Origin of the sequence: Streptomyces sp. NPDC048560 (genome assembly GCF_040650955.1) — a bacterium.
Classification (GTDB): Bacteria; Actinomycetota; Actinomycetes; order Streptomycetales; family Streptomycetaceae; genus Streptomyces.
On sequence record NZ_JBEZIJ010000014.1, the window covers coordinates 40,987 to 65,142 of the forward strand.

22 protein-coding genes are annotated in these 24,156 nt (G+C 70.1%); 18 read left to right on the top strand and 4 right to left on the bottom strand.

Annotated features, from left to right (window positions below; all coding sequences use genetic code 11):
- Window positions 1-239: 239 nt before the first annotated feature.
- On the top strand, window positions 240-1,067 hold the full coding sequence (locus AB0C82_RS31445; RefSeq protein WP_362848722.1) for an alpha/beta hydrolase: 828 nt from the start codon (window positions 240-242) through the stop codon (window positions 1,065-1,067).
- 107 nt (window positions 1,068-1,174) lie between these two features.
- Here the strand turns inward: AB0C82_RS31445 and AB0C82_RS31450 are convergent, their stop codons facing one another.
- A complete protein-coding gene (locus AB0C82_RS31450) occupies window positions 1,175-1,681 on the bottom strand; it encodes a DUF1877 family protein (protein WP_362848725.1) in 507 nt (168 codons plus the stop codon).
- A 197-nt stretch (window positions 1,682-1,878) separates the two neighbouring features.
- Complete coding sequence (locus AB0C82_RS31455; RefSeq protein ID WP_362848728.1) at window positions 1,879-2,091, bottom strand: DUF4287 domain-containing protein; 213 nt, start codon at window positions 2,089-2,091, stop codon at window positions 1,879-1,881.
- A gap of 162 nt (window positions 2,092-2,253) precedes the next feature.
- Here AB0C82_RS31455 and AB0C82_RS31460 point away from each other — a divergent pair, with 162 nt between their 5' ends.
- The 6 genes from AB0C82_RS31460 (at window position 2,254) to AB0C82_RS31485 (ending at window position 9,034) form a co-directional block, all read left to right on the top strand.
- On the top strand, window positions 2,254-2,874 hold the full coding sequence (locus AB0C82_RS31460) for a TetR/AcrR family transcriptional regulator (RefSeq protein WP_362848731.1): 621 nt from the start codon (window positions 2,254-2,256) through the stop codon (window positions 2,872-2,874).
- Window positions 2,875-3,090: 216 nt separating this feature from the next.
- Entirely contained in the window at window positions 3,091-3,582 is a 492-nt protein-coding gene (locus AB0C82_RS31465; protein WP_362848734.1) for a hypothetical protein, read from the top strand.
- 4 nt (window positions 3,583-3,586) lie between these two features.
- Entirely contained in the window at window positions 3,587-4,072 is a 486-nt protein-coding gene (locus AB0C82_RS31470) for a MarR family winged helix-turn-helix transcriptional regulator (protein ID WP_362848737.1), read from the top strand.
- Between the two features lie 127 nt (window positions 4,073-4,199).
- Window positions 4,200-6,329, top strand: coding sequence for an MMPL family transporter (locus AB0C82_RS31475; protein WP_362848738.1), 2,130 nt, complete (start codon window positions 4,200-4,202; stop codon window positions 6,327-6,329).
- A gap of 101 nt (window positions 6,330-6,430) precedes the next feature.
- Window positions 6,431-6,919 carry an MSMEG_6728 family protein gene (locus tag AB0C82_RS31480; protein ID WP_362848741.1) on the top strand — a complete coding sequence of 163 codons (489 nt, stop codon included), beginning with the start codon at window positions 6,431-6,433 and terminating at the stop codon, window positions 6,917-6,919.
- A gap of 360 nt (window positions 6,920-7,279) precedes the next feature.
- A complete protein-coding gene (locus tag AB0C82_RS31485; protein ID WP_362849224.1) occupies window positions 7,280-9,034 on the top strand; it encodes an ABC transporter ATP-binding protein in 1,755 nt (584 codons plus the stop codon).
- A 127-nt stretch (window positions 9,035-9,161) separates the two neighbouring features.
- On the opposite strand, the gene AB0C82_RS31490 is transcribed toward AB0C82_RS31485, so the two are convergent.
- Window positions 9,162-10,076, bottom strand: coding sequence for an adenosine kinase (locus AB0C82_RS31490; protein ID WP_362848743.1), 915 nt, complete (start codon window positions 10,074-10,076; stop codon window positions 9,162-9,164).
- 272 nt (window positions 10,077-10,348) lie between these two features.
- On the opposite strand from AB0C82_RS31490, the gene AB0C82_RS31495 reads away from it, so the two are divergent.
- The 8 genes from AB0C82_RS31495 to AB0C82_RS31530 all read left to right on the top strand — a co-directional run bounded on the left by AB0C82_RS31495 (window position 10,349) and on the right by AB0C82_RS31530 (window position 19,500).
- Window positions 10,349-11,560 (top strand): bifunctional class I SAM-dependent methyltransferase/NUDIX hydrolase, encoded by a 1,212-nt coding sequence (locus AB0C82_RS31495; protein WP_362848745.1) that lies wholly within the window; start codon window positions 10,349-10,351, stop codon window positions 11,558-11,560.
- A gap of 584 nt (window positions 11,561-12,144) precedes the next feature.
- A complete protein-coding gene (locus tag AB0C82_RS31500) occupies window positions 12,145-13,215 on the top strand; it encodes an ABC transporter substrate-binding protein (RefSeq protein ID WP_362848748.1) in 1,071 nt (356 codons plus the stop codon).
- 4 nt (window positions 13,216-13,219) lie between these two features.
- The gene (locus AB0C82_RS31505; protein ID WP_362848751.1) at window positions 13,220-14,098 is read left to right on the top strand and encodes an ABC transporter ATP-binding protein; all 879 of its coding nucleotides are present in this window, start codon (window positions 13,220-13,222) and stop codon (window positions 14,096-14,098) included.
- On the top strand, window positions 14,095-15,051 hold the full coding sequence (locus AB0C82_RS31510) for an ABC transporter permease (RefSeq protein WP_362848754.1): 957 nt from the start codon (window positions 14,095-14,097) through the stop codon (window positions 15,049-15,051). Before AB0C82_RS31505 ends, AB0C82_RS31510 begins: the two co-directional genes overlap by 4 nt.
- Window positions 15,052-15,139: 88 nt before the next feature.
- The gene (locus AB0C82_RS31515) at window positions 15,140-16,492 is read left to right on the top strand and encodes an LLM class flavin-dependent oxidoreductase (protein ID WP_362848756.1); all 1,353 of its coding nucleotides are present in this window, start codon (window positions 15,140-15,142) and stop codon (window positions 16,490-16,492) included.
- Window positions 16,489-18,120: an FAD-binding protein gene (locus AB0C82_RS31520; protein ID WP_362848759.1), complete on the top strand. Its 1,632-nt coding sequence runs from the start codon at window positions 16,489-16,491 to the stop codon at window positions 18,118-18,120. Before AB0C82_RS31515 ends, AB0C82_RS31520 begins: the two co-directional genes overlap by 4 nt.
- Window positions 18,117-18,485, top strand: coding sequence for a ferredoxin family protein (locus tag AB0C82_RS31525; RefSeq protein WP_362848762.1), 369 nt, complete (start codon window positions 18,117-18,119; stop codon window positions 18,483-18,485). Before AB0C82_RS31520 ends, AB0C82_RS31525 begins: the two co-directional genes overlap by 4 nt.
- Window positions 18,486-18,600: 115 nt before the next feature.
- On the top strand, window positions 18,601-19,500 hold the full coding sequence (locus tag AB0C82_RS31530) for a TauD/TfdA family dioxygenase (RefSeq protein WP_362848764.1): 900 nt from the start codon (window positions 18,601-18,603) through the stop codon (window positions 19,498-19,500).
- Between the two features lie 101 nt (window positions 19,501-19,601).
- Here AB0C82_RS31530 and AB0C82_RS31535 read toward each other — a convergent pair whose 3' ends face one another.
- Complete coding sequence (locus AB0C82_RS31535; RefSeq protein WP_362848767.1) at window positions 19,602-20,576, bottom strand: hypothetical protein; 975 nt, start codon at window positions 20,574-20,576, stop codon at window positions 19,602-19,604.
- Window positions 20,577-21,071: 495 nt separating this feature from the next.
- Here AB0C82_RS31535 and AB0C82_RS31540 point away from each other — a divergent pair, with 495 nt between their 5' ends.
- The 3 genes from AB0C82_RS31540 (at window position 21,072) to AB0C82_RS31550 (ending at window position 23,907) form a co-directional block, all read left to right on the top strand.
- Window positions 21,072-21,212 (top strand): hypothetical protein, encoded by a 141-nt coding sequence (locus AB0C82_RS31540; protein WP_362848769.1) that lies wholly within the window; start codon window positions 21,072-21,074, stop codon window positions 21,210-21,212.
- Window positions 21,213-21,671: 459 nt separating this feature from the next.
- Window positions 21,672-22,091: a hypothetical protein gene (locus AB0C82_RS31545; RefSeq protein WP_362848772.1), complete on the top strand. Its 420-nt coding sequence runs from the start codon at window positions 21,672-21,674 to the stop codon at window positions 22,089-22,091.
- 1,093 nt (window positions 22,092-23,184) lie between these two features.
- Entirely contained in the window at window positions 23,185-23,907 is a 723-nt protein-coding gene (locus AB0C82_RS31550) for a hypothetical protein (RefSeq protein ID WP_362848774.1), read from the top strand.
- Window positions 23,908-24,156 lie beyond the last annotated feature (249 nt).

Consider the following 24,156-nt stretch of genomic DNA (forward strand, 5'->3'; position numbering starts at 1 on the left):
GAAGAGGCCGAAGAGGTCGTGGACGGTGCGGCGCCCGACGCCGGCGCTCCTCATGGTCGCCTGACCTCCGCCTCACCCGTACGGCCCCGGAACACCGGCCGCCCGCGTTGCGCGGCGCCGGGGCGTACGCACGATGGAGGCGGGGAGTACGCCGTCGCCGCGCCCCGGGGCGCGGCGAGGCCGCCCCCGCACGACATCGCGAGCCGCCCCCTTCGCCGGGCGGAGACCGAGAGGAAGACATGCCCATCTGCACGACGCGAGACGGTGTCGAGATCTTCTACAAGGACTGGGGTCAGGGCCGCCCCGTGGTCTTCATCCACGGCTGGCCTCTCAACGGCGATGCCTGGCAGGACCAGCTGAAGGCGGTCGCCGACGCGGGGTTCCGCGGTATCGCCCATGACCGGCGGGGCCACGGCCGTTCGACCCCGGTGTACAGCGGCTACGACTTCGACACCTTCGCCGACGATCTGGACGATCTCCTGACCCGGCTCGACCTGCGCGACGTCACCCTCGTCGCCCACTCCATGGGCGGGGGCGAACTCGCCCGGTACATCGGCCGGCACGGGACCGGGCGCATCAGGTCCGCCGTGCTCCTCTCGGCGATCACACCACTGATGCTCCAAGGGCCCGGGAACCCGGCGGGTGTGCCGCAGTCCGTCTTCGACGGCATCAAGCAGGGCATCCTCACCGAGCGGTCGCAGTTCTGGAAGGACACCGCCGTCGGCTTCTTCTCCGCCGACCGCGAGGGCAGCAGGGCCACGCAGGGAAACCAGGACGCGTTCTGGTACATGGCCATGGCACAGACCATCGAGGGCGGCGTCGACTGCGTGGACGCGTTCGGCACGACCGACTTCCACGAGGACCTCAGGACGTTCGACGTGCCGACCCTGATCGTGCACGGTGACGACGACCGGATCGTCCCGCTCGACGCCACCGCGCGCAAGTCCGCCGAACTCATCCCCGACGCGACTCTCAAGGTCTACGAGGGTGCCTCGCACGGCATCGCGCTCGTGCCCGGCGACAAGGAGAGGTTCACCGAGGACCTGCTGGACTTCCTCAGGGGCTGAGACCGACGACGGCCGCGCCGGCACCGGTGTCGGCCGCGGCCGAGGTCGGCATGGCCGGCCGTTCGGAGGGGGCCTCGCGGGCGTCTGTGGCCGCGACCCCCCGCGGCTCAGTACCAGAAGGCTTTGACGACGGCCTTTCCGGCCGTCGCGGTGCGCCCGTAGAAGGCGGTCAGTCCGGTGTGGTGCTGTGCGTAGATGCCTCTTACGTCCTCCTCCGCCCACCCGGGGCCGAACGCCGCCCTGAGCGCGGGCCCGGCGGAATCCCAGGCGGCGTCGAACGGGAAGTCGGCGAGGAACGCGGCTGCGCACCGCGTGGCGTCCGGTGCCAGGCGCACGAAGGGAGGCTTCTCGTCGGCCGGGCCGTGGTGGACGATCTCGCCGCCGAAGACGGGCAGTTCCCATCTGCTGTCGGGCCCCTCGGAGAGGCGCCCGGCCGCTTCGTAGAACTCGTGCAGAGAACCGAAGTCCTTCTGTACGGACGTAGAGACGCCCGCGTCGTGCTCCGCCCGGCGGACATCCCAGTCCCAGGCGGCGCCCATGAACTCCTCCAGCCAGGCATGGTCCGACCGGACCGCGGCATGATCGACCGCGCGCAGATGCATGTGGAAACTCATGTCACATCCCTCGTCCCGAACGTCCCGGCGTGCGCGGGCTGTCAGAGCTCACAGCGTAGGGGCGGGCACTGACAGCGGGACGGGAGCGAGCGGGGCCGGACGGGCCCGCGGTGTTGCGGGTGGGACAGGCGTTGGGCTCTGCGCCCGCTTCGGCGATCAGCGGCGGTCCGTCCGCGCCGACGCCGGTCGCGCAGGCGTCACTTGGCGCTGTCCTCGGCGAGAGTGTGCGCGACGAGTGCGTTGGCGTGACCGTGCCCCAGGCCGTGATCGGCCTTGAGCCAGGAGACGAGTTCCATGTGCTTCGTGAGGGGCGACGCGCGGATCATGTCCTTCCACTCCCCCACCGGGCGGCCGTACTTGGCCTCGATCGAAGGAAAGTAACTGGCAGGGCCCTTGGCCGGCTGAGTCATGGAGCGATGTCCCATCTGTCCGTACACGGGTGTCCGGCTGAGGCCGCTGCGTCACGCCGACGAGCCGGTCAAGAACTGGACGGTGTGGTACTGCCCGTCCTCGAACGGTAGAGTACGCATATGGAAACTGGACTGTCCAGTACTCCAGGTGGCGGAGGCGGTATGGAAGCGAACGAGGAGGGCAGGTCGGCGCGCAAGCGCCGGGCGATCATGGAGGCCGCCACGGATGCGTTCATGGTGAAGGGTTACGCCGGCACGAGCATGGACGACATCGCGCGGCTGGCCACGGTGTCCAAGCAGACCGTCTACAAGCACTTCACCGACAAGGAGAAGCTCTTCGCGGAGATCGTCCTGGCCACCACCGGGCGCGTGGACGCCATGATCGACCTCGTGGCCGACATTCCGGCCGACGCGGACGCACTGGAAGACAACCTGACCCGGCTCGCCCGCCAGTTCCTCACCGCGCTCACCCAGCCGCAGGTGCTCCAGTTGCGCCGCCTGATCATCGCCAACGCCGACACGTTCCCCGCACTGGGCGCCGCCTGGTACGAGCAGGGCTTCGAGCGTGTACTCGCCACGCTGGCCGCGACGTTCGGCCGCCTGGCCGACGACGGACTGCTCAGGATCGACGAACCGCTCCTGGCCGCCCACCAGTTCTCCGGCCTGCTGCTGTGGATTCCGGTGAACAAGGCCATGTTCCACGGCGGCCCTCAGCACACCGAGGCCGAACTGGACCACTACGCCACCGAAGGTGTCCGCGCGTTCCTGGCCGCCTACCGCTGACCCGGCCTTCCGCGACGGCGTACAGAATGACCGGCATGTCGACCACCTCACCGGCCACCCGTCTGGTCACGGCCGCGGCGCGCTCGGTCCTGCGCCCCATCGGCCTGCGGCAGCGCGGACGCTCCCGCATCTGGCTCGACGACCGAGGATGGTGGCTCGGCGTGGTCGAGTTCCAGCCCTCCAGCTGGAGCCAGCAGCCACCTCAACGTGGGAGTGATGTGGCTCTGGCACGACATCGACCATTTCGCGTTCCACCTCGGCCACCGGGAGGGCGGACACGAGCCGTTCCGCAACGAGGCCCAGTTCGCCAAGGCGGCGGAGGATCTCGCCCAGCTGGCCTCGACCCGCATCGCCGGCTACCGGGGCCAGTTCCCCGATGTGACCTCGGCCGCCCGTCACCTCGCGGCACAGCCACTGCGGCGGGGCTACCCCTGGGACGGCTTCGACGCCGGCATCGCCGCCGCGCTCAGCGGTGACGCCACCGGGGCCCGTCGACTGCTCGAACACTTCCTGTCCCAGGAGACCGGCACACCCGCGTCCCCGGGCCTGCGGTCGGCTCAGGAGGTGTACGACCTGGCGGACGATACGCCCGGCGTGCACGCATGGGCTCTGGCGAAGGTCAGCTCGTGCAGGACGAAGCTGAGGCTCGATCCGTACGTCGACAGCGAGGTCTTCGGAAGGGCCGGTGGTGACGCCTCTATAGGCTGACCACGTGGCGAGTACAGGAAAGACACCGGCGGCGCAGTCCGCCGCACCGGCGGGCGGGCCGGAGCTCCGCGCCTTCGCGATGCAGCTCCGGCACATGAACGGCGAGATCAACCGGCTCGCCCATGCCTTCGCGGCCGAGCAGGGGCTGCACGCCACGGACATCCAGGCCCTCGGCGCGATCCTCGACTCGGAGACACCGCTCACTCCGGGGGGCCTGCGACGGCACCTGGGCCTCACATCGGGCGCCGTCACCGCCTGCCTCGACCGGCTGGAGCGGGCGGGGCACATCCGCAGGGCCCGGGAGAGCGCCGACCGTCGCGTGGTGCATCTGCACTACCTGCCGGAGGCCAGGTCGGCCGCCCGGAGTTCCTTCATGCCTCTCGCCGCGGCCACGGCCCGCGCGCAGGAGCGGTTCAGCGGGGATGAGCTCACGACCGTGCTGCGGTTCCTGGCCACCTTGAACGAGGAACTGGACCAGCTGCGCCGTTAGCTCCTTTCGTGCGGATCATGCCGGGTCACGTCGATCAGGGCGTCAGGACGGGGCACTCGAAAACTATCTCAACGATTGAGATACTCTACGATCAAGAGATACTGACCTCACCCTCATCTGGAGTGCAATGTCCAGCCCCTCTCGGCTGCTGCGGTGGCTCGTCCCCGTGGCCCTCCTCGTTGCCTGGCTAGGAGTCGGCGGCACGCTCGGCCCCTACGCCGGCAAGCTCGGCGAGGTCGCCACCAACGATCAGGCGGCCTTCCTGCCGCAGAACGCCGAGTCCACCCAGGCCATCGAGGCCCAGAAGGCGTTCCGTCAGGACGAGACGCTCCCGGCGATCGTGGTCTGGACCGTGTCCGGCGGCGGCGACGTGACCGGCCGGCAGGGCGCGTCGGCCACGGAAGCCCTCGCCTCGCTGACAGGGCTGACCGGAACCGTGGGCCAGGCGTCGGCGGCCGTTCCGTCCAAGGACGGGGAAGCCCTCCAGGGCGTCGTCCAGCTCCGCCCGGACCTCGGCGACCAACTGCCCGTCGTTCTGGAGAAGGTGACGGCGGCGGCGCAGCAGGTACCGGGTACGACGGTTCACATGGCCGGCCCCGCGGCCAGCCAGGCCGACCTCTCGGACGCGTTCGCGGGCATCGACGGCCTGCTGCTGGGCGTCGCCCTCGCCACCGTCCTGATCATCCTGCTCCTGGTCTACCGCAGCATCCTCCTCCCGCTCGTCATCATCGTCGGCGCCGTATTCGCACTGGGCCTCGCGTGCGGTGTCGTGTACGCGCTGGCCGAGCGGGACATCGTCCGGGTCGACGGGCAGGTGCAGGGGATCCTCTCCATCCTCGTGATCGGCGCCGCCACCGACTACGCCCTGCTCCTGACGGCCCGCTTCCGGGAGGAACTGGAGCGCCACGGCGAGCGGGTGACGGCCATGCGGGCCGCGGTACGCGAGTCCGCCGGCCCGATCGTGGCGAGCGCCGCCACCGTCGCCCTCGCCCTGATCGCGCTGCTTCTCAGCGATCTCACCAACAACCGCGCCCTGGGGCCGGTGGGTGCCATCGGCATCGTCTGCGCCGTGCTCAGCTCCCTCACGTTCCTCCCCGCCGCACTCGTACTTCTGGGCCGCAGCGCCTACTGGCCAGCACGCCCGAAGCCCGCCGGCGCCTCCGAGGGCAACGGCGGCCGAGGGGTGTGGCCCCGGGTCGCCGCCCTGGTCGACCGGGCTCCGCGCAAGGTCTGGGCCATCACGCTGGCCGGGCTGCTCGCGTGTGCGGCCTTCGCGCCGATGCTGGAATCGAAGGGCGTCCCGCTCGACGAACTCTTCGTCAACGACGCGCCATCCGTCTCCGCGCAGGCGACCCTGGGCCGGCACTACCCCGGCGGTTCGGGCAACCCGGCCGTCGTCATCGCCACCGCCGACACCGTGGACGAGGTCACCGCGGCGGCCGCCGGAACCGAGGGCGTGGCGACCGCGAGCCCCGTCACGGCGTCCGGGCAGCCCGGTGGCGGTGCGCCCCTGGTGGCCGACGGCAAGGTCCGTATCAACGCGACACTGCAGGCACCGGCGGACAGTGACGCCGCGAAGGAGACGATCGCCCGGCTGCGTGAGGCCGTACACGCGGTCCCCGGCGCCGACGCCCTCGTCGGCGGGTACACCGCCCAGCAGTACGACACCCAGAGGACCGCGGAGCGCGACCGCATGCTGATCGTGCCCGTCGTGCTGGCGATCATCCTGGTCATCCTGGTGGGACTGCTCCGTTCCGTCCTCATGCCGGTTCTGCTCGTGGCCACCGTGGCACTGAACTTCCTGGCGACCCTGGGCGTGTCCGCGCTCGTCTTCCAGGGGGTCTTCGGCTTCTCCGGTACGGATGCCTCGGTGCCCCTCTACGGGTTCGTGTTCCTGGTCGCCCTGGGCGTCGACTACAACATCTTCCTCATGTCGCGCGTCCGGGAGGAGTCGCTGAAGCACGGTACGCGTGAGGGAGTGCTGCGCGGCCTCGTCGCGACGGGGGGCGTCATCACCTCGGCCGGTGTCGTGCTCGCCGCCACGTTCGCCGCGCTCGGAGTCATCCCCCTCGCGTTCCTCGTCCAGATCGCGTTCATCGTCGCCTTCGGCGTCCTCCTCGACACGCTCGTGGTGAGGTCGCTGCTCGTGCCCGCGCTCGTCAGGGACATCGGCCCGAAGGCGTGGTGGCCCGGCGCGCTGAGCCGTCGTCCGGAACCCGAACCGGCGGGAGAGCGGGAGCCCGCCCCCGTGGCCTGATCTCAACCCGGACCGACTCACTCCCCCGGTACCGGGCCTCGCGCGTGACGCGGGCCCGGGACCGGGGCGCGGGACTGTGCCCGCACGGGTAGACAGGTCGTATGCAGACTTTTCTTCCCTTTCCTGACTTCGCGGAATCCGCGGCGGTCCTGGACTCCAGGCGGCTCGGCAAGCAACGGGTGGAAGCACTGCAGGTGTTTCGCGGTCTGACCGTGCCCGGATACGGCTGGCGCAGACATCCGGCGGTCCGCATGTGGGCGGGTTACGAGGAGGCGCTGGTCCGGTACGGGCTGGACATCTGCGCCGCGTGGACGACCGAGGGGCGCGCGGACACCTGTGCCGCGACGCTGCTCTCGGATTTCCTGGCCCACCGGCCCGGCACGGTGGTGCGCTCGCAGGCCCGGCTCGGCGCGGAGGGGGAGCTTCCGCCCTGGCTCGGAGCGCCAGAGTTCCACCGCAGCCACCAGTCCGCGCTGCTCCGCAAGGACCCGGACCACTACCGCGGCCGGTTCACCGGAGTGCCGGACGACCTCCCTTACGTATGGCCTCCGTCGGACCGCGACCCCGAACCGGGGCCCCGCCCCCGGTGACTTCGCAGCGGGTGCCGCGTCCGTGACGCGCCCGCCCCGGTCACGCCCGGACGCACCTGGCCCTCCGTGCATTCGAGCCATTTCCTCGTGCCCGGACGGCCGTCGGAGCGAGCGGGTGACGCGTTCGCGGCGTCGCCGATGGCCGAGAAAAACGCGTGGACCGCCCTCACGCCCTCGCGGGACACTGCGATTCCTGGTCTCCCGCACTCGCGCGGACACGTCGCCGCCGAGCGCACCGGGGGCCCCGCCGTCGGGAGTTGCGCGCCGCAGGACGCTCCGGCCGCACGCACCGACGACCGCACAGGGTGGGAGTGGGCTTTGCCTGAATCGCGTGAGGAACCGCCGCCGGGGAAGGGTTCGGTGCTCCTGGCACTGCGCTACTACGGACGGGAGCTGGTGCGGCTCCGATGGCTGACGGCACCCGCGATGCTGTCGCCGGCACTGGGCAACATCGGCATCCACTACATCGCGCCGCTGATCGTCGCGAAGCTCGTCGGCCACATCGCCGACGACGGCAGCACCGGCCTCGCCACGATGACGCCCTACCTGCTCGGCTTCGCCGGGGTGCTGCTGCTCGCGGAGGCCATGTGGCGCATCGGTCTGCACTTCCTGAACCGGCTCGACGCCCGAGGCATCGAGCAGCTGTACGTGATCGGCATGGACGAGCTGTTCGCGAAGGACGCGACGTTCTTCCATGAGAACTTCGCGGGGTCGCTGACCAAGCGGGTCCTGAGCTTCGCCTCGCGCTTCGAGGAGTTCGTCGACACCCTGACGTTCTCGGTCGTGGGCAGTTTCGTGCCGTTGCTGTTCGGATCGGTCGTGCTGTGGAGTTACGACCCGCTGCTCGTCGTGGGTCTCCTGGCGATGATCACGCTGACCGCGTTCTGTGTCATGCCACTCATCCGACGCCGTCAGGCACTCGTGGACCGGCGCGAGGAGGCGATCGCGCAGGTGTCGGGTCATGTGGCCGACAGCCTGATGAACATGGACACGGTCCGGGCCTTCGGCGCCGAAGACCGGGAGGCGGCCGAACACCGCTCCCGTGTCGCCGAGTCACGGCGGCTCACGCTGCGGTCCTGGGACTACGGCAACCTGCGCATCGACACGCTGGTCGCTCCGATGTCCGTACTGACCAACGTCATGGGCCTGCTGCTCGCCGTCACCCTCGGCGGCGGCGGGCACGGAGTGGAGGCGGTCGTCGTCGCCTTCACGTACTACACCAACGCGACGCGGATCATGTTCGAGTTCAACCAGATCTACCGTCGTCTGGAGAGCTCGATGACGGAGGCCGGCCAGTTCACCGAACTGCTGCTCACACAGCCGACGGTGCTCGACCCGGTGGCACCGGAGCCGCTGTACGCCGAGGCCGCCGACGTCCGCTTCGAGCAGGTGACCTTCGCCCACGCCGGCGGTAAGCCGCTGTTCGAGCGCCTCGACCTGGAGGTGAGCAGCGGCGCGAAGATCGGGCTCGTCGGCCGGTCGGGCGGCGGTAAGACCACCCTCAGCCGCCTGTTGCTGCGTATGACGGACATCGACGCCGGCCGCATCCTCATCGGCGGACAGGACATCAGCAAGCTGCGGCAGGCCGATCTGCGCAGCCTGTTCGCGTACGTGCCGCAGGACCCGGCGATGTTCCACCGCACGCTCCGGGAGAACATCGCGTTCGCGCGGCCTGACGCCACGGACGCCGAGATCCGCCGGGCCGCCGAGGCGGCTCACGTCACGGAGTTCGCCGACGCGCTGCCGGACGGCTTCGACACCATGGTCGGTGAGCGGGGCGTCAAACTGTCCGGCGGCCAGCGCCAGCGGGTGGCCCTCGCCAGGGCGATCCTGCGGGACGCGCCGATCCTGCTCCTCGACGAGGCGACCAGCGCACTCGACTCCGAGAGCGAAGTCCTCGTCCAGAAGGCGTTGTGGCACCTGATGGAAGGGCGGACGGCACTGGTCGTGGCGCACCGGCTGAGCACGGTCGCCACCATGGACCGGCTCGTGGTCCTGGACCGGGGACGTATCGTCGAGCAGGGCACGCACCAGCAACTGCTCGCCGCCGACGGCTCCTACGCCAGGCTGTGGCAGCACCAGTCGGGTGGCTTCCTGGACGATGCCCCCGCATAGGCTCCTCCTGCGCCCGGTGTCCGGGGGGACCGCCTGCACGTGAGGTCCGGCGAGGCCTTCCTGCGACTTGCGCGGGACCCAGGCCTGCCTGCGCCTGGGTCCCGCGCAGCCTTTCATGCGTGGTCGGTCATGCCGCGGAGTCGTACTCCGCGACGCGGGCGAGGAGCTCGCTCCGGCCGATGGGGTCGGCTCGGGTGGCCGGAACGGTGCAGGCATGGGCTCCCGCGACCGCGCCGTACAGAGCGCACCGGCGGGGCGGCTCGCCGGTCAGCCGGCCGAAGAGGAACCCCGCCGCGAAGGCGTCGCCCGCGCCGTTGGAATCCACCACCGGCCGCGGTGGCGTGAGGGCCGGAACGTGGCTCAGCTCCCCTTCGGCCAGCAGGTACGCTCCCTCGGCCCCCGCCGTCGCGACGACCACGTCGGCCCGGCCGCGCTCGGCGACCTGACGCATGGTCCGTTCCGTGTCCGTCAGGGCGGTGGTGGACAGGAACACGATGTCCGCCTCATAGGCGAAGGGCTCGTGGTATGCGTTGACCCCGTCCCAGTTGTGCAGGTCGGTCGAGACGGAGACGCCGGCCTTCCGCAGCTCGGGGAGGGCGAAGGCGCAGGGGTACGTGATGGAGACGTGGGCGTGGCGGCTCGTCGCCGCCAGGGCCCGGACCGTCGCGGGCGGCAGCCGGTCCTCCTCACGCGAGCGGCTGTCGTCGTACAAGGACAGCCGGCGTCCGTCGGGACCGACGAGGTTGACCGCCCTCTTGGTACCACCGGGCAGCGGGACTTCGGTGAACGCGACGCCCCGGTCGCGGTGCAGCGCGCGTACCAGGTCTCCCTCGTGGTCGTCGCCGATCATATCGAGGTGATGGGTACGCAGGCCCAGAGCGCTCACTCCCAGAGCGACGAAGTCCCCGGTCTGCCCCGCCCGTGTCTCGATTCCGGGCCGCACCATGTAACTGTCGGCGTAGGGCAGCGGCAACTCGGGTACGTACACGATCGTGTCCACGCCCGCGCCTCCCAGGACGAGGACGTCGGTCTCGGTGCTCATGTGCGTACCTCTCGAACCGTGGGTGGGCGGGGCGCGGAGGCGTCGTTACCCCCACGCGGTCAACGGGCCGTCATCTGTGTCCACCGGCAGGAGAGTCAAGCAGCCGGTCACCACCTTGGCAACAACTTGCAGATACTTACCGAAAGTTCTTGCACATCGGGTCCGAGGTCATTGCCGCTCTGGGCGCGACCGGCGCCCTGGACCTGACTCGGAGAGCTCCACGACGTAGAACGTGCCACCGTTCCGCAGCCGGCGTGACCTGAGGAGTGCCCGTGTCAGTCGAGGACCTGAACGCCGACGCCTGCGCCGTCTACGGCCGACGTCAACTCGACCGTGCGTTCATGCCGCCCGTCCCGGAGCGGCTGAACTGGGCGCCGTGGGAAGGTGTCGGTCCGGGTGCCGAGATCCTCGGTGACATCGCCGGCCGCCGCGTCCTGGACATCGGTTCCGGGACGGGCCACATCGCCGTCCACCTGGCCCGGGCCCACGGCGCGGACATGACCGCGATCGACCTGTCGCCGACACAGCATCAGCGTGCCGTCGGCACCCACGGCGATGTCCCCGGTGTGCGGTTCGTGCAGAGCGACGTGGTCGAATACCTTCGCACCGCCGAGCCGTTCGACGCCGCGTACGCCATCGGCACCCTGGCCTTCACCGACCCGCACCGCGCTCTGCCCGCTCTGCGTGACGGCCTGCGCCCCGGAGCGCCGCTGGTCCTCTCACTCATCCACACCGACCTGCACGGTCACGGCCCCGCCACCACGGTCGCACCTCGTGAGCAACTGATCCTGCTGAGGGACGACCCGCCGCTCCCCACACAGATGTGGGTCCTGGCACCCCGGCTGTGGGAGGCCTTGCTCACCGAACACGGCTTCCGGGTCGAGTCCATCGACCTGCTACGCCGCCCGGGGGAGAGCGGCACCGTCGTACAGCAGCTCATCAGGGCCCGCCGCATCCCCGATCCGCCGAGACGCATCTCCAGCCGCTCCCGCACAGCGAGACCACCCACACCACATGGGGCCATCGGGGTCGGAGCCATCGTCCTCGGCGACCGGGGCCTGCTCCTGGGCCGTCACCGTCACGGCACCCTCGAACTGCCCGGCGGAACCGTGGAGCCCGGGGAGTCCCTCGAAGAGACCGTGATCCGTGAACTGGCCGAGGAGACCGGTCTGACGGCAACGACCGACGGTGTCAGGCTCCTGGGCACACTCGTCGATCACGTCGGGGGCGTCGTGCGGGTCACCGTCGGCGCCATCGTCACCGGCTGGCAGGGCCAGCCGGCCACGCAGCCGCACGAGAGCGTCGGCGACTGGACGTGGAACCCCCTCGACCAGCTGCCCGACGGCCTGTTCGTGTGCAGTGCCCAGATCCTCACCGCCTGGCGCCCGGACCTGCCGATCGACCACACCCCCGCTCACTTCACCCCGTACGCCACGCCCACACAGCCGGAGGCGGCCGACCGGCCCCGAGTCCAGGCCGAATGAGCAGCGGGACCGCTTCGGCCGCAGGCCCAAGGGCCGTACCCCTCGTGATCACCGGCATCCGCCGGCCGGAATCGGCGTGATCTGAGGGCGTCCCGCAGCCTGCGGTCCAGGCAATTGTGAACGCCTTACTTCACCTGTATGTCGGGCGGTTCAGGATATGAGACATGGGCGTACACGCCGTTGACGTGGCCCGATATCGCTGCAACTCTCTTGCCTGTGAGCAACTTCGAGAACCTCGCCGCGCGCCTGCACGTCGATCTGCGACGTCAAGCCAGCGCCATCTGTGCCGTCGGCCACTGAACCTGCCGACGAGCGCTGCGCTCTCTCGCTCCCTTTCCTGAAATCGGCTGCTGCGACCGTTCCACCGCCGTCGTAGACCACTGATTTCTCCCAGGCACTCCTGCCGGCTCCCGTATCCCCGTTCCGTGTTCGCTTTGCCGCGCCCAGACACCGCGTGACCCATTCGGGTGGGGATCCCTCATGCCGAAGAACACCGTCATGCGTCGCTTTCTCGCCACTCCGGGCAGGCGCGTCCGCCGATTCCCCGTCCGCCGTCCCCATTCGTTCGAACAGGACCCTTCTCCATGACTCCCACGGCATCGACCCGACGTCACTTCCTCTCTCTGCTCGGTCTTTCGGCGCTGGCCGTGAGCTGCGGTACCACCGCGACCGGAGCCACCCCCGGCAAGGGTCAGACCAAGGCGCTGCGCTACCAGGGCTGGGCGGGTCAGGTCACGTTGCCGGAGCTCGCCGCTGATCTCGGCTATCTGGAGGACGTGAAACTGGAGTGGGTCGGCAACACCATCAGCGGGCCCCAGGACATCCAGTCCGCGGCCACCGGCCAGACCGACTTCGGCGGTGCCTTCAACGGCGCGGTCGTCAAACTGGCGGCGAACAACGCTCCCATCAAGGCCGTCATCAGCTACTACGGCGCCGACAAGCACGCGTACAACGGCTTCTACGTCCTCGACGACAGCCCGATCCGCTCGGCCCGGGACCTGCTCGGCAAGAAGGTCGGGATGAACACGCTCGGAGCCCACTCCGAGGCCATGCTCGACATCTATCTGCAGCGAGGCGGCCTGTCCCGGGCGGACATCAGCAAGGTCGAGCCGCTCGTGGTGCCTCCGGTCAACACCGAGCAGTCGCTGCGTCAGAAGCAGATCGAGGTGGCCGTGCTCGGCGGCATCCTGCGCGACAAGGCGCTGGCCACCGGGGGCATACGGCCGCTGTTCACGGACCATCAGCTGCTCGGCGCGTTCAGCGCCGGCACGTACGTGATGACGGACCGCTTCCTGAAGCAGAACCCCGACACCGCGCGGACCTTCGTCACCGCGGTGGGGCGTGCCATCGAGTGGTCCCGTTCCACTCCGCGCGACGAGGTCATCTCCCGGATGACCGACATCGTGAAGAAGCGCGGCCGCAACGAGGACACCGACCCGCTGAAGTACTGGCGCTCCTACGGCGTGGCCGAGACGGCCGGCCGGATCACCGGCAAGGAACTCAGCCTGTGGATCGACTGGCTGGCAGGCCGCGGTGACATCCAGAAGGGCCAGGTCACCCTGTCCGACCTCTACACCAACGAGTTCAACGCCGCCGGCAAGGCCGGCGCGGGGGCTTCCCCGGCCGCCCCCTCCCCTTCGACGAGCGGGAACTGACCCCATGTCTGCATACACGAAGGAATCCAGCACACCCAAGATCGTGTTCGAGCGCGTGCGGAAGGAATTCGCCGTCAAGGGCCGGGCCGGGAAGGGCAGAGCGGCCACGGACCGCGCGGGGGCCGGACGGACGACCCGGTTCACCGCCCTCGACGGCATCGACCTGGAGATAGCGGCCGGTGAGTTCATCGTCCTGGTCGGTCCCAGCGGCTGCGGAAAGTCGACACTGCTGGATCTGCTCGGGGGCCTCACCCAGCCCACCGGCGGGCGGGTCCTCCTGGACGGGAAGCCCATCACGGGCCCGGGCCTGGACCGGGGCATCGTGTTCCAGCAGTACGCGCTGCTGCCGTGGCGCACGGCCCTGGGCAATGTGGAGTTCGGCCTTGAGGCCATCGGCGCTCCACGCCGTCAACGCGCCCAACTGGCACGGGAGTTCCTGGACCTGGTCGGCCTGACCGGGTTCGAGGAGCGCCATCCGCACGAGCTGTCGGGCGGGATGCGGCAGCGGGTGGCGATCGCCCGCAGCCTCGCCTACGACCCCGATGTCCTGCTCATGGACGAACCGTTCGCCGCCCTGGACGCCCAGACCCGGGAGTCGCTGCAGGACGAACTGCTGCGCATCTGGCAGCGCACGGGCAAGACCGTCGTCTTCATCACGCACAGCATCGACGAGGCCGTCTACCTGGGGCAGCGCGTCGCCGTCATGACATCGAGGCCGGGCCGCATCAAGCAGATCGTGCCGGTCGCCTTCAACTCCCGTACGGCGACGGACGATCTCCGCTCCAGTCCCGAATTCGCACGACACCGCCACGAGCTCTGGTCACTGCTGCACGACGAGGTCGCCAGGGCCCAGCAGTTGGAGAAGGAGGAGGCTTCCGTATGAGCCCCATATCCGGCACGGCCATCGAGAAGACCACGGTCGCGGACCCGGTGAGCGCCGCCGAGCCCGTCCTTGCCCCTTCCCCCGCCTCTGCCACGTCCACCGTCTCCCCGCCCCGTGACGCGTCACCGTCGGGAGCGCGCCGAACCTCCACGGCGGGGGCCCGGGCACGCCGGGCAGTCCGCCGGCTGCCGCACCTGCTGGTCAAGGGGGCGACCAAGTCCGCGGCGATCGTGGCGCTGGTGCTTCTGTGGGAGACCGCCCCGCGCCTCGGCCTGGTCGACCGGATCTTCCTGCCGCCGTTCAGCGAGGTCGCCCGAGCCTGGTGGGGGCTGGCCGTCGGGGGACAGCTCGCCGACAACGCGAGCGCCAGCCTGGTCCGCTCGTTCAGCGGATTCGGACTCGCGGTGCTCGTCGCCGTACCGCTCGGCCTGCTGATCGGCTGGTACAGGCCGGTCGCCGACCTCCTCGGACCGCTCCTGGAGGTGTTCCGCAACACCGCGGCGCTGGCGCTGCTGCCGGTGTTCGTACTGCTCCTGGGGATCGGCGAGACCTCGAAGATCTCCATCGTGGTGTACGCGTGCACCTGGCCGATCCTGCTCAACACCATCAGCGCGGTGCGCAACGTCGACCCGACCCTGCTGAAGCTGGCGAAGTCGATGGACCTGTCCGCGCCCCGGATGTTCCAGAAGGTCATCCTGCCGTCCTCGGTGCCGGTGATGTTCACCGGTATCCGGCTGGCGGGAGCGGTGTCGATCCTCGTGCTGGTCGCGGCCGAGATGATCGGCGCCAAGGCGGGCCTCGGCTACCTGATCAACGCCTCGCAGTACAACTTCGCGATCCCTCAGATGTACGCGGGCATCATCACGATCTCCGCCATCGGCGTGACCTTCAACCAGCTCCTCGTCGCCGTGGAGCGGCGGCTCAGCTCCTGGCGGCTGCCGGTCGGCGGCTGACACGGCCCCGCTCCCGACCACCGCATCCCCATCCCGATCGTCTCGCCGCACGTGCGATCGTCTCGCCGCACCTGATCCGAGGAACCTCATGACCGCGCCCCGCCCCCGTCGGCTCCACCTCAACGCCTTCCTGATGAACGCCGGCCACCACGACGCCGCCTGGCGCCATCCCCGCACCCAGCCGGAGCGGGTCACCGACCTGCGGTACTTCCAGCAACTCGCGCAGACCGCCGAGCGCGGCCTGCTCGACTCCGTCTTCCTCGCCGACGGCCTCGCCCTGTGGGGCAAGGTCCGGCACAACGCCCTCGGCGGCTTCGAACCCCTCACCCTGCTGTCCGCCCTCGCGGCGGTCACCGAACACGTCGGTCTCATCGCCACCGTCTCCACCACCTTCAACGAGCCCTTCCACACGGCCCGCAAGTTCGCCTCGCTGGACCACATCAGCGGTGGCCGGGCCGGCTGGAACATCGTCACCTCCGGCACCGTGAACGAGGCCCGCAACTTCGGGCAGGAGGAGCACCTGGAGCACCGGGTGCGCTACGAGCGGGCCCGGGAGTTCGTCGACGTCGCCACCAAGCTCTGGGACAGCTGGGAGGACGAGGCGATCCTGCTCGACCGTGAACACGGCGTCTACGCCGACACCGACAAGGTGCGAGAGATCAACCACCGCGGAGAGCACTTCGGGGTGCAGGGCCCCCTGAACGTGCCGCGTACCCCCCAGGGATACCCGCTGCTGGTGCAGGCCGGTTCGTCGGAGGACGGCAGGGAGTTCGCCGCCCAGTACGCCGAGGCCGTCTTCACCGCCCAGCAGACCCTCGCCGACGGCCAGGCCTTCTACAAGGACCTCAAGTCCCGGCTCGCCCGTTATGGCCGTGCCGAGAACGAGTTGCTGGTGCTTCCCGGCATCGCGCCCGTCCTCGGGTCGACCGAGGCCGAGGCACAGGCGCTGGAGCGGGAGTTGACGGACCTTCAGGTGCCGGAGTACGGACTCGCCCAGCTGTCCGGGATGCTCGGCACCGATCTGAGCGGGCTGCCGCTGGACGGGCCGCTTCCCGAGCTGCCCGAGGAGCGGGACATCAACGGCAACAAGAGCCGCTTCACGCTCGTCGCCGAACTCGCCCGGCGCGACGGTCTCACCCTGCGCGAGCTCATCGCCCGCCTCGGCGCCGGACGCGGCCACCGCGTGGTCGTCGGCACTCCCGAGCAGATAGCCGACCAGCTCGAGGAGTGGTTCACCCAGGGCGCCGCCGACGGCTTCAACATCATGCCTCCCCATCTGCCCGGCGGCCTGGAGGACTTCGTCGACCACGTCGTCCCGATCCTGCAGCGGCGGGGCCTCTTCCGCACCGAGTACACCGGCCGCACCCTCCGCGAGAACTACGGCCTCGCCCGCCCCGCCAACCGGCTGGCAGCGGCCGCGGCGGAAGGACGGCCCGCGTGACCGGGCTGGACCTCACCACGGACGTCCTGGTGGTCGGCGGCGGCCCCGCCGCCACATGGGCCGCGCTCAAGGCGGCTCAGGACGGCGCGGACGTGGTACTCGCCGACAAGGGCTACTGCGGCACCAGCGGCGCCACCGCCTCCGCCGGCACCGGCGTCTGGTACGTACCCCCGGAGCCCGCCGCCCGCGAGGCCGCCATGGCCGGCCGGGAGGCGCTGGGCGGATACCTCGCCGACCGGCGCTGGATGAGGCGGGTACTGGACCAGACGTACGCGGGGATGAACGAGCTGGCCGCGGCCGGCCGCTACCCCTTCCCCGCAGGGCCGGACGGAAAGCAGCTCAGGAACGGACTGCAGGGGCCGGAGTACATGCGCAGGATGCGCGTCCGCGTCCAGCGGGCCGGGGCCCGCGTCCTCGACCACAGCCCGGTCACCGAACTGCTCACCGACCCCTCCGGAGCGGTCGCCGGGGCCAGGGGCCACCGGCGCCAGGCGGGGCAGCCCTACCGGATCCGCGCCGGGGCGGTCGTCCTGGCCACCGGCGGCTGCGCGTTCCTCAGCGGCGCGCTCGGCTGCAACGTCAACACCGGCGACGGCGCACTCTTCGCCGCCGAGGTGGGCGCGGAGCTGTCGGGGATGGAGTTCTCCAACGCGTACGGCATAGCGCCCGAGGGCACCTCCGTCACCAAGACCGCGTTCTACTCCTTCGCGACCTTCTACCGCGAGGACGGCACGGTCCTGGAGGGGGCGGCCAGCCAGGGCGGCCGGTCCGTCATCGCGCGGACGCTGCTCGACGAGAAGGTGTACTGCCGCCTGGACCGGGCGGGCGCCGAGGCCCGGCGCGCGATGCGGCTCGCCCAGCCGAACTTCTTCCTCACCTTCGACCGGCTCGGCATCGACCCGTTCACCCAGCGCTTCGCCGTCACGCTCCTCGCCGAGGGCACGGTCCGCGGCACCGGCGGCATCCGAATCACCAGGGACGACTGCGCCACCACCGTGCCCGGACTGTTCGCGGCCGGGGACGCGGCGACCCGTGAGCTGATCTGCGGCGGCTTCACCGGCGGCGGCAGCCACAACGCCGCCTGGGCGATCTCCTCAGGCACCTGGGCGGGCCGGGGTGCGGCACGCCACGCCCGTTCACTCGGCGCCCGCGCCGGTACCGGGCGCCTGCTGGCAGCCGGCGGAGCCGGCATCCGGCCCACCGGGACGCCCGGTCGGGGCGACGGCTTCCGCGAGGTCGTCTCCGCGGTCCAGGGCGAAGTGCTGCCTTACGAGAAGAACTATCTGCGCCAGGGCGACCGGCTCGCCGCGTCGTTGGAGGTGCTCGACAGCATCTGGAAGGAGTCGCGCGCCTCACTGCACGCCGGGGGCGGAGACACCGTACGGACCCGGGAGGCCGCGGCGATGACGGCGCACGCCCGCTGGATGTACGCCTCGGCTCTCGCGCGCACCGAGTCGCGGGGCATGGCAAGGCGGCTCGACTTCCCGGCGCAGGACCCCGGGCAGCACCACCGCATCGTGACGGGCGGCCTCGACCGGGTGTGGACCCGCACCGAGCCCCTGACCGCCTCGCCGGCCTCGCCTGCGTCGTGGCCCGGACCGGCCGCATCACTGGAGGTGGCTTCGTGATCGAACTCGTCTCGGCGGAACGCTGCATCACCTGCGACAAGTGCATCAAGGTCTGCCCGACCAACGTCTTCGACCGCGGCGAGGACGGTGTCCCGGTACTCGCCCGCCGCGACGACTGCCAGACCTGCTTCCAGTGCGAGGCGAACTGCCCGGCCGACGCGCTGTACGTCGCACCCCTCACCCGCCCCCTGCCGGACGGCGACACCGCCCGGGACGAGGAGCACCTGGACCTCACCGGCCTGCTCGGCAGTTACCGCCGGGACATCGGCTGGGGACGGGGCCGCACTCCCGGCGCTCTGCGAGCCGTCGGCCCTTCCCTCGGCCCGCCGGGGTCCGAGGGAACCTCCCCGCCCATCACTTCCTGACGACCTGCCGACTGACCGCCTCCCGACTGACTACCTCCCTCACGACCGCCTCCCGCCCGATCACCTCTCGCCCGATCGCCTCCCGGCCGATCACCTCTCGAAAGGAACACCCGACATGACCACCAGCACCGGCTTCGACATCCGCAGGATCGGCGGCCGGATCGGCGCCGAAATCCTCGGCGCCGATCTCTCCACCGAGCTCGACCCCGCCGTCGTCACCGAGATCAACTCCGCGCTCCTGGAACACAAGGTCCTCGTATTCCGCGACCAGAACCTCGACGACGCGGGCCAGCTCCGCTTCGCCTCCCTCTTCGGCAGTCTCACCACGGCTCACCCGACCGTGCCCGCCGTGGACGGCCAGCCCAACATCCTGCCGGTCGACGGCGACGAGGGCATCCGCGCCAACCGCTGGCACACCGACGTCACCTTCGTCCGCACTCCCCCGAAGGCGTCCACGCTGCGCAGCATCGTGGTCCCGCCGTACGGCGGCAACACGCTCATCGCCAACTCGGCCGCCGCCTACCGGGACCTTCCCGAGCCGCTGCGCGAGCTGGCCGACAAGCTCTGGGCCGTACACACCAACGACTACGACTACGCGGCCCCGAAGAGCGAGAAGGCGGCCGAGCACCGGAGGCAGTTCGTCTCCCGTGCGTACCGCACGGCCCACCCCGTCGTCCGCGTCCACCCCGAGACGGGGGAGCGCGGGCTGTTCATCGGCGGCTTCGCGCAGAGCATCGTGGGCCTCGGCCCGACAGACTCGCGGGACCTGCTGCGGATCTTCCAGTCCTACGTCACCCGCCCCGAGAACATCGTGCGGGTGGCCTGGACCCCGGGCGACCTCGTGCTCTTCGACAACCGCATCACCCAGCACTACGCCCCCGACGACTACGGCGACCTGCCGCGCCTGCTGCACCGGGTGACCGTCGCGGGCGACGTCCCCGCCGGTGTCGACGGCACCCTCAGCCACGTTCTGGAGGGTGACGACGCTTCGCACTACACCCCCATCGCGGCCTGAGCCCGCGGGGCCGCAGGGCAGGAGCAGCCTGCCCTGCGGCCCCGCTGTCAGGCGCATGCGGCGTGTGATGCGTGTGATGCGTGTCAGCCGTACGAGCCGTGTCAGCCGCCGAGCTCGATGCGGAGGATGTTCCCGGACGCCTTGGTGACGTACACGACCTTTGCTGGGTCCTCACCCGGGAACCTGCTGAAGCGCACGCCGGTCGGGCTGATGATGTGGTCCGCGACCACGCAGTGGCTGCCGGTGGAGGGGTTCACCCGCAGCAGTTCGTTGGAGAGGAACCCGGCCACGTACAGGTAGCCGTCCGGTCCGAGAACGAGGTCGTCGAGCCCCTTTGTCAGGGCCGCCGAGAGCCTGGCGATCACCCGCGCCTGCCCCGGGTCGTCGAGCGGGATCGCGGTGACCGGCGAACTCAGGTCCGCCGTCGAGGTGGTGTACAGGGTGTCGCCCGCCACGAAGGCACCGTTCAGACCCCACTGGTTCGCTGCCTGGTTCCAGGCGGTGTCCAGGGAGCCGTCCGGGCGGACCTTCGTCACCCCGTCATGAGGGCCGATGCCGGTGCTGCCCGTGTTGGTGACGTAGTAGTTGCCGGCAGCGTCGAACGCTCCCCCGTTGGCCATCTTGAGGCCGCTCGCAAAGCGGACGCCCGGGAGCTCGGGGTGCTGCGGATCGAGGCGGTCCACCGCCGCCCGGCCGGTCTCCTGGAGCAGGGCCTCACCCGCGCCGTTGCCATGGTTGACGTACAGCTGACCACCCTTGATCCGGACCGCACCGGGATTGTCCGCGGGGCGGGACTCCAGCCGGGATCCTGCGGAGTCGAAACGCTCCACCCGGTCGCCCGTGTTGTTGGAGACCCACATCGTGCCGAGGCCGTCGAATTCGAGGTTCTCGTACCAGTGGGTGAGCGCGCTGCCCCCCTGGTGGAAGACCGAGACCTGGTTCTGCCAGGAGCCGGAGCAGGGCAACGACAGAGCCGCGGCCGGTGGGGCACCGGCGACGACCGAGATTCCGGCCATGGCTCCGACCGCGAGCAGGGCTGACGCCCGACGGCCGAGGCGACCGGCAAGTCCGTGCACACGCATGAGGGTTTCCCGTCGTTGGGAGGCAGGGGGACCCCCGACATACTGGCCTCCGCCCCGACACCCCACCCGCACGGTCACCAAAGTGTGTTGACGCACACAACCCGCCACGGTCCCAACATCACGGGGCACAGCAACCGGTCCTGACCGGGCGTCCGCTCACGCACGAGGCGGGCTCGGCCCGGCGTCCCTGCCGCGTCGCCGGCCACACCATTTCCGGAACCCGCGGTGACGGACCATGTGGCTGGGGGTTCCTCTGTCAGGCTCGTCGCTGATCGATCGGCGGACACTGCTCGCTGTCGCTGTATGAGTTACGAAGGAGCGCCTGGTGGTTGATCTGCGGGCCGAAGCCGTCCGATGGGTGGATGACGCCCGAGCTGGATAGAGGTGCAGTTCAGCGACGCGAGGGACCAGCGGTGCTCCCTGGTCGACAAGGCTCCAATCTTCGATGCGCCGGAGGGCCTCGGTCCGGGCTCTGCCTTTCCCCTCGCTGTGGGAATCGCCGTCGTGGTGGTCGAGAAGGCGACACCGGACGCGGGGAACGACGTCACTGTCTCCACATCGGCACGCGGCGTCATCGCCCTGAGTGGGGACGACGAGTTCACTGTCAGACGGGACCAGCTGGTCCCGTGAGGCCGTGCCGTACCGGCGAGCGATGCCGAGATTGGTGGCGGACGGCACCACCACATCCGCCGCCTGGCCTGGAGCCGGATGCGCGGCCCGAGCTGGTCGATGACTCATCGGCAGAGCTTCGAGGCGTCAAAGGACTCTGAAGGCGTTCGGAGAAACTGACAGAAGGCTTCGAGTGGAGGCATGTCCCGTGCGGTGCTGGACCGTTGTTCCACTCCACATTGCTTCTTGAAGCTCCACCTGGGTCTCATGACGGCGCACTGCCGCGCCTCATCCCGACGGGAACCCGCGACCGCAGTATCGCCCGCACCAGCGCGGCGCCCCGTCCTGGAGGCAGCGACCACCAGGGGACCCGGATCGCTTCAAGCGCGTCCGCATCACGTCACAACTCCATCACCCCCGCATGATCAGGGCCCCACCTGCCGCACCATGTTCCCACGCGTGTCATACCAGGGGGGAATCATGGGCATCCGCACTACCACCGCGGTCATCGTTGCCATACTTGCCGTCAGCGTCGTCGGCTGCAGCAGCGACAAGGGCAGTGAGAGCAAGGCCGACACCACCAAGAGCACCGTAGCCGAGGCGTCGAGTACCTCGGACGACAGCGGCGCCGCCGAGAACGCCGGCATTCCGCCCGAGCCCACCGGCGCCGAGCGTGACGCTCTCCTCGCGGCCATCCACGACGTCAACGGCAACCTCACCCACGACGAGGCCAAGGCCATCGACGCGGCCCGCAACCAGTGCTCGTCCCTCGACGGCGGCGGGACGAACCCCGACCACAGCGCTGCGCAGCGGTTCTCCTACGACGGCGTCACCCTGACCGATGACGACGGAAGTCACATCAACATCGGGCTGCGCAAGACGCTCTGTCCCGAGTCCTGATCAGCCACCGACTCCGGCCCGGCCGCGGATGTACGCGGCCGGGCCTCACCATGCCAGGGGTGAGCGTGGCCACCGAGGACGCCGACGAGCCGAGAGAGCGTCGGCCAGCACTGGGAACCCTTCGGGGCCTTTCTAGGACCTCCGACCGCGTCAACGAGTGCGATGGAAAGCCCACCGACGCAGGTCGCACCTACCCGCCCCCGCCCCCTGGCAGCTCGCAGCTCCGCCGGTCCTTCCAGTACATCTGATCAGCCGGTATCAGCGGCTCCGCGCTCCAGCGCCAGCCCCCGCCGAGACCGCCAGAGGAGCACACCGACCGACCGCCACGCACCCCGAACCCCTCTGCCCCCTTGACCAGACAGACACGCACCCGGCGATGTCTGCGACCGATGTCATGCCGTCGGGGCTGATGCGGGCTCCGGCCCGGTGGCCCGAGAGAAGTTCGGCTGGGGAACACAGGGCCAGGGCGGTTCGGTCAGTGAGCTTCTTCGAGTTGGCCACCGATCGGGTGATTGGGACTGAGAGCTTCAGTGTCGAGTGGGCGGCTGCAGCGTCCCGTGCCAGCAGCTTGGTGAGCCGGGACAGGGGGCCACTCGAATTTGTCGGCCTGAACGCCAACCTGGCGGCAAGGCTGGTGAGCGACGAGCAAGCTGTTGTCAGCCGCTGGCTCTAGGGGCGGCCCTATGGCATCAGACCTGGTCCAGGGGTCATGTTCCGTGGGGTGATGTAGCCGATCTTGGTGGGGATGTGCGCCTCTTGTGAGCCGTTGGGTGCGTCGGCTGCCTGCGTCTGGCCTTCGCTGGACCGACCGAGCGCCTCGAAGCAGCAGCCGAGGAAGGAACCACGTCTGCCGCGCCGAGGCCCCAAGTCGGCAGTTGGACGCACGGCGCCACGCGGGGAGGTGTCAGGTCTTCTGGTCCACTCGGACCGAGGCCCTCGTTGTGATGCTCTGGCCCCGAATCCTGTCCGCCGGATAGTGTGATCGCCGGGGCGAAGTTGGCTAACTCCGGTGAACACCACCGGTGTTGCATGCCGATGCCGGGGAGGGCTCATGGCTGGCTGGTGGCGAAAGAAGTCCGCGCCGGAGAAGCACGTGCCTGAGAAGGACGTGCCTGTGACGGGCGAGCCGGAGTTCTCGGCCGGATCGGCGCGCGGGACGCTGCCTGCGCATATCGACGGACCTGGCGGGCGGCGGGCGGTGACACTCGCCGTGCACGATGACGGCGTGGTGCTGACCGACGGCGATGAGCGCCGCGCCTACCAGTGGTCGGAGGTTGCCCACGTGTGGCACGCCAACGACATGGACGGCGAAGCGGCCGACGGTTTGATGATCACGAAGTGGCTGCATGAACTGCTGCTGGAGTTCGCCGACGGCACGGTCGTGGGCTCACTGCTGGCCGACCCGCCCGTCGTCACGCCGGAGCCCGCCTTCCGCACCGGCCAGTTGTCGTCCTCGCCCCCCTCTGTCATCGCGCCGCTGATGCAGCGCGTCAACGCTCCGGTGACCGAACTGCATCTCGCCAGGGCGAAGGCGACACTCGCGGCCGGCGGCCAGGTGGATTTCGGCCCACTGACTGCCACGGCGGACGGGCTGCACCATGACGGCAAGAAGATCCCCTGGCACACCATCACCTCGTGCCACTACGGCGTCGTCATCTTCTCCGAGGACGAGGAGGAACTGGGCGCGATGCTCCGCATGGAGTACGAGGTCGACGGCGGCGCGTCCGGATTCCCGTTCGCCTGGCTGCGGATACCAGCGCTCGACGTCCCGGACCTGGATGTCCTGGTGCGGCTCGCCGAAGAAAACCGCACCTGAGCAGCAGCGACCCCGCCACGATCGGCTGCATCACTTCACCGGAGAGACCACAGCAGGCCGTGCCGGTCCTCATCACCACGTCGGAGCAGCTGCCGGACGGCGTCGCGGCGCCTGGCCCTGCCGCCGCCGGACCAAACCGGCCCGCTCGCCTTGCGACTCCGCGCGGTGCTCGCACAGGCCGACACCGGCCGAGGCGTCACTCGCAGGTGGGCCGCGGAGAAGATAGCCCTCGGGCTCTGGGGATCCCCC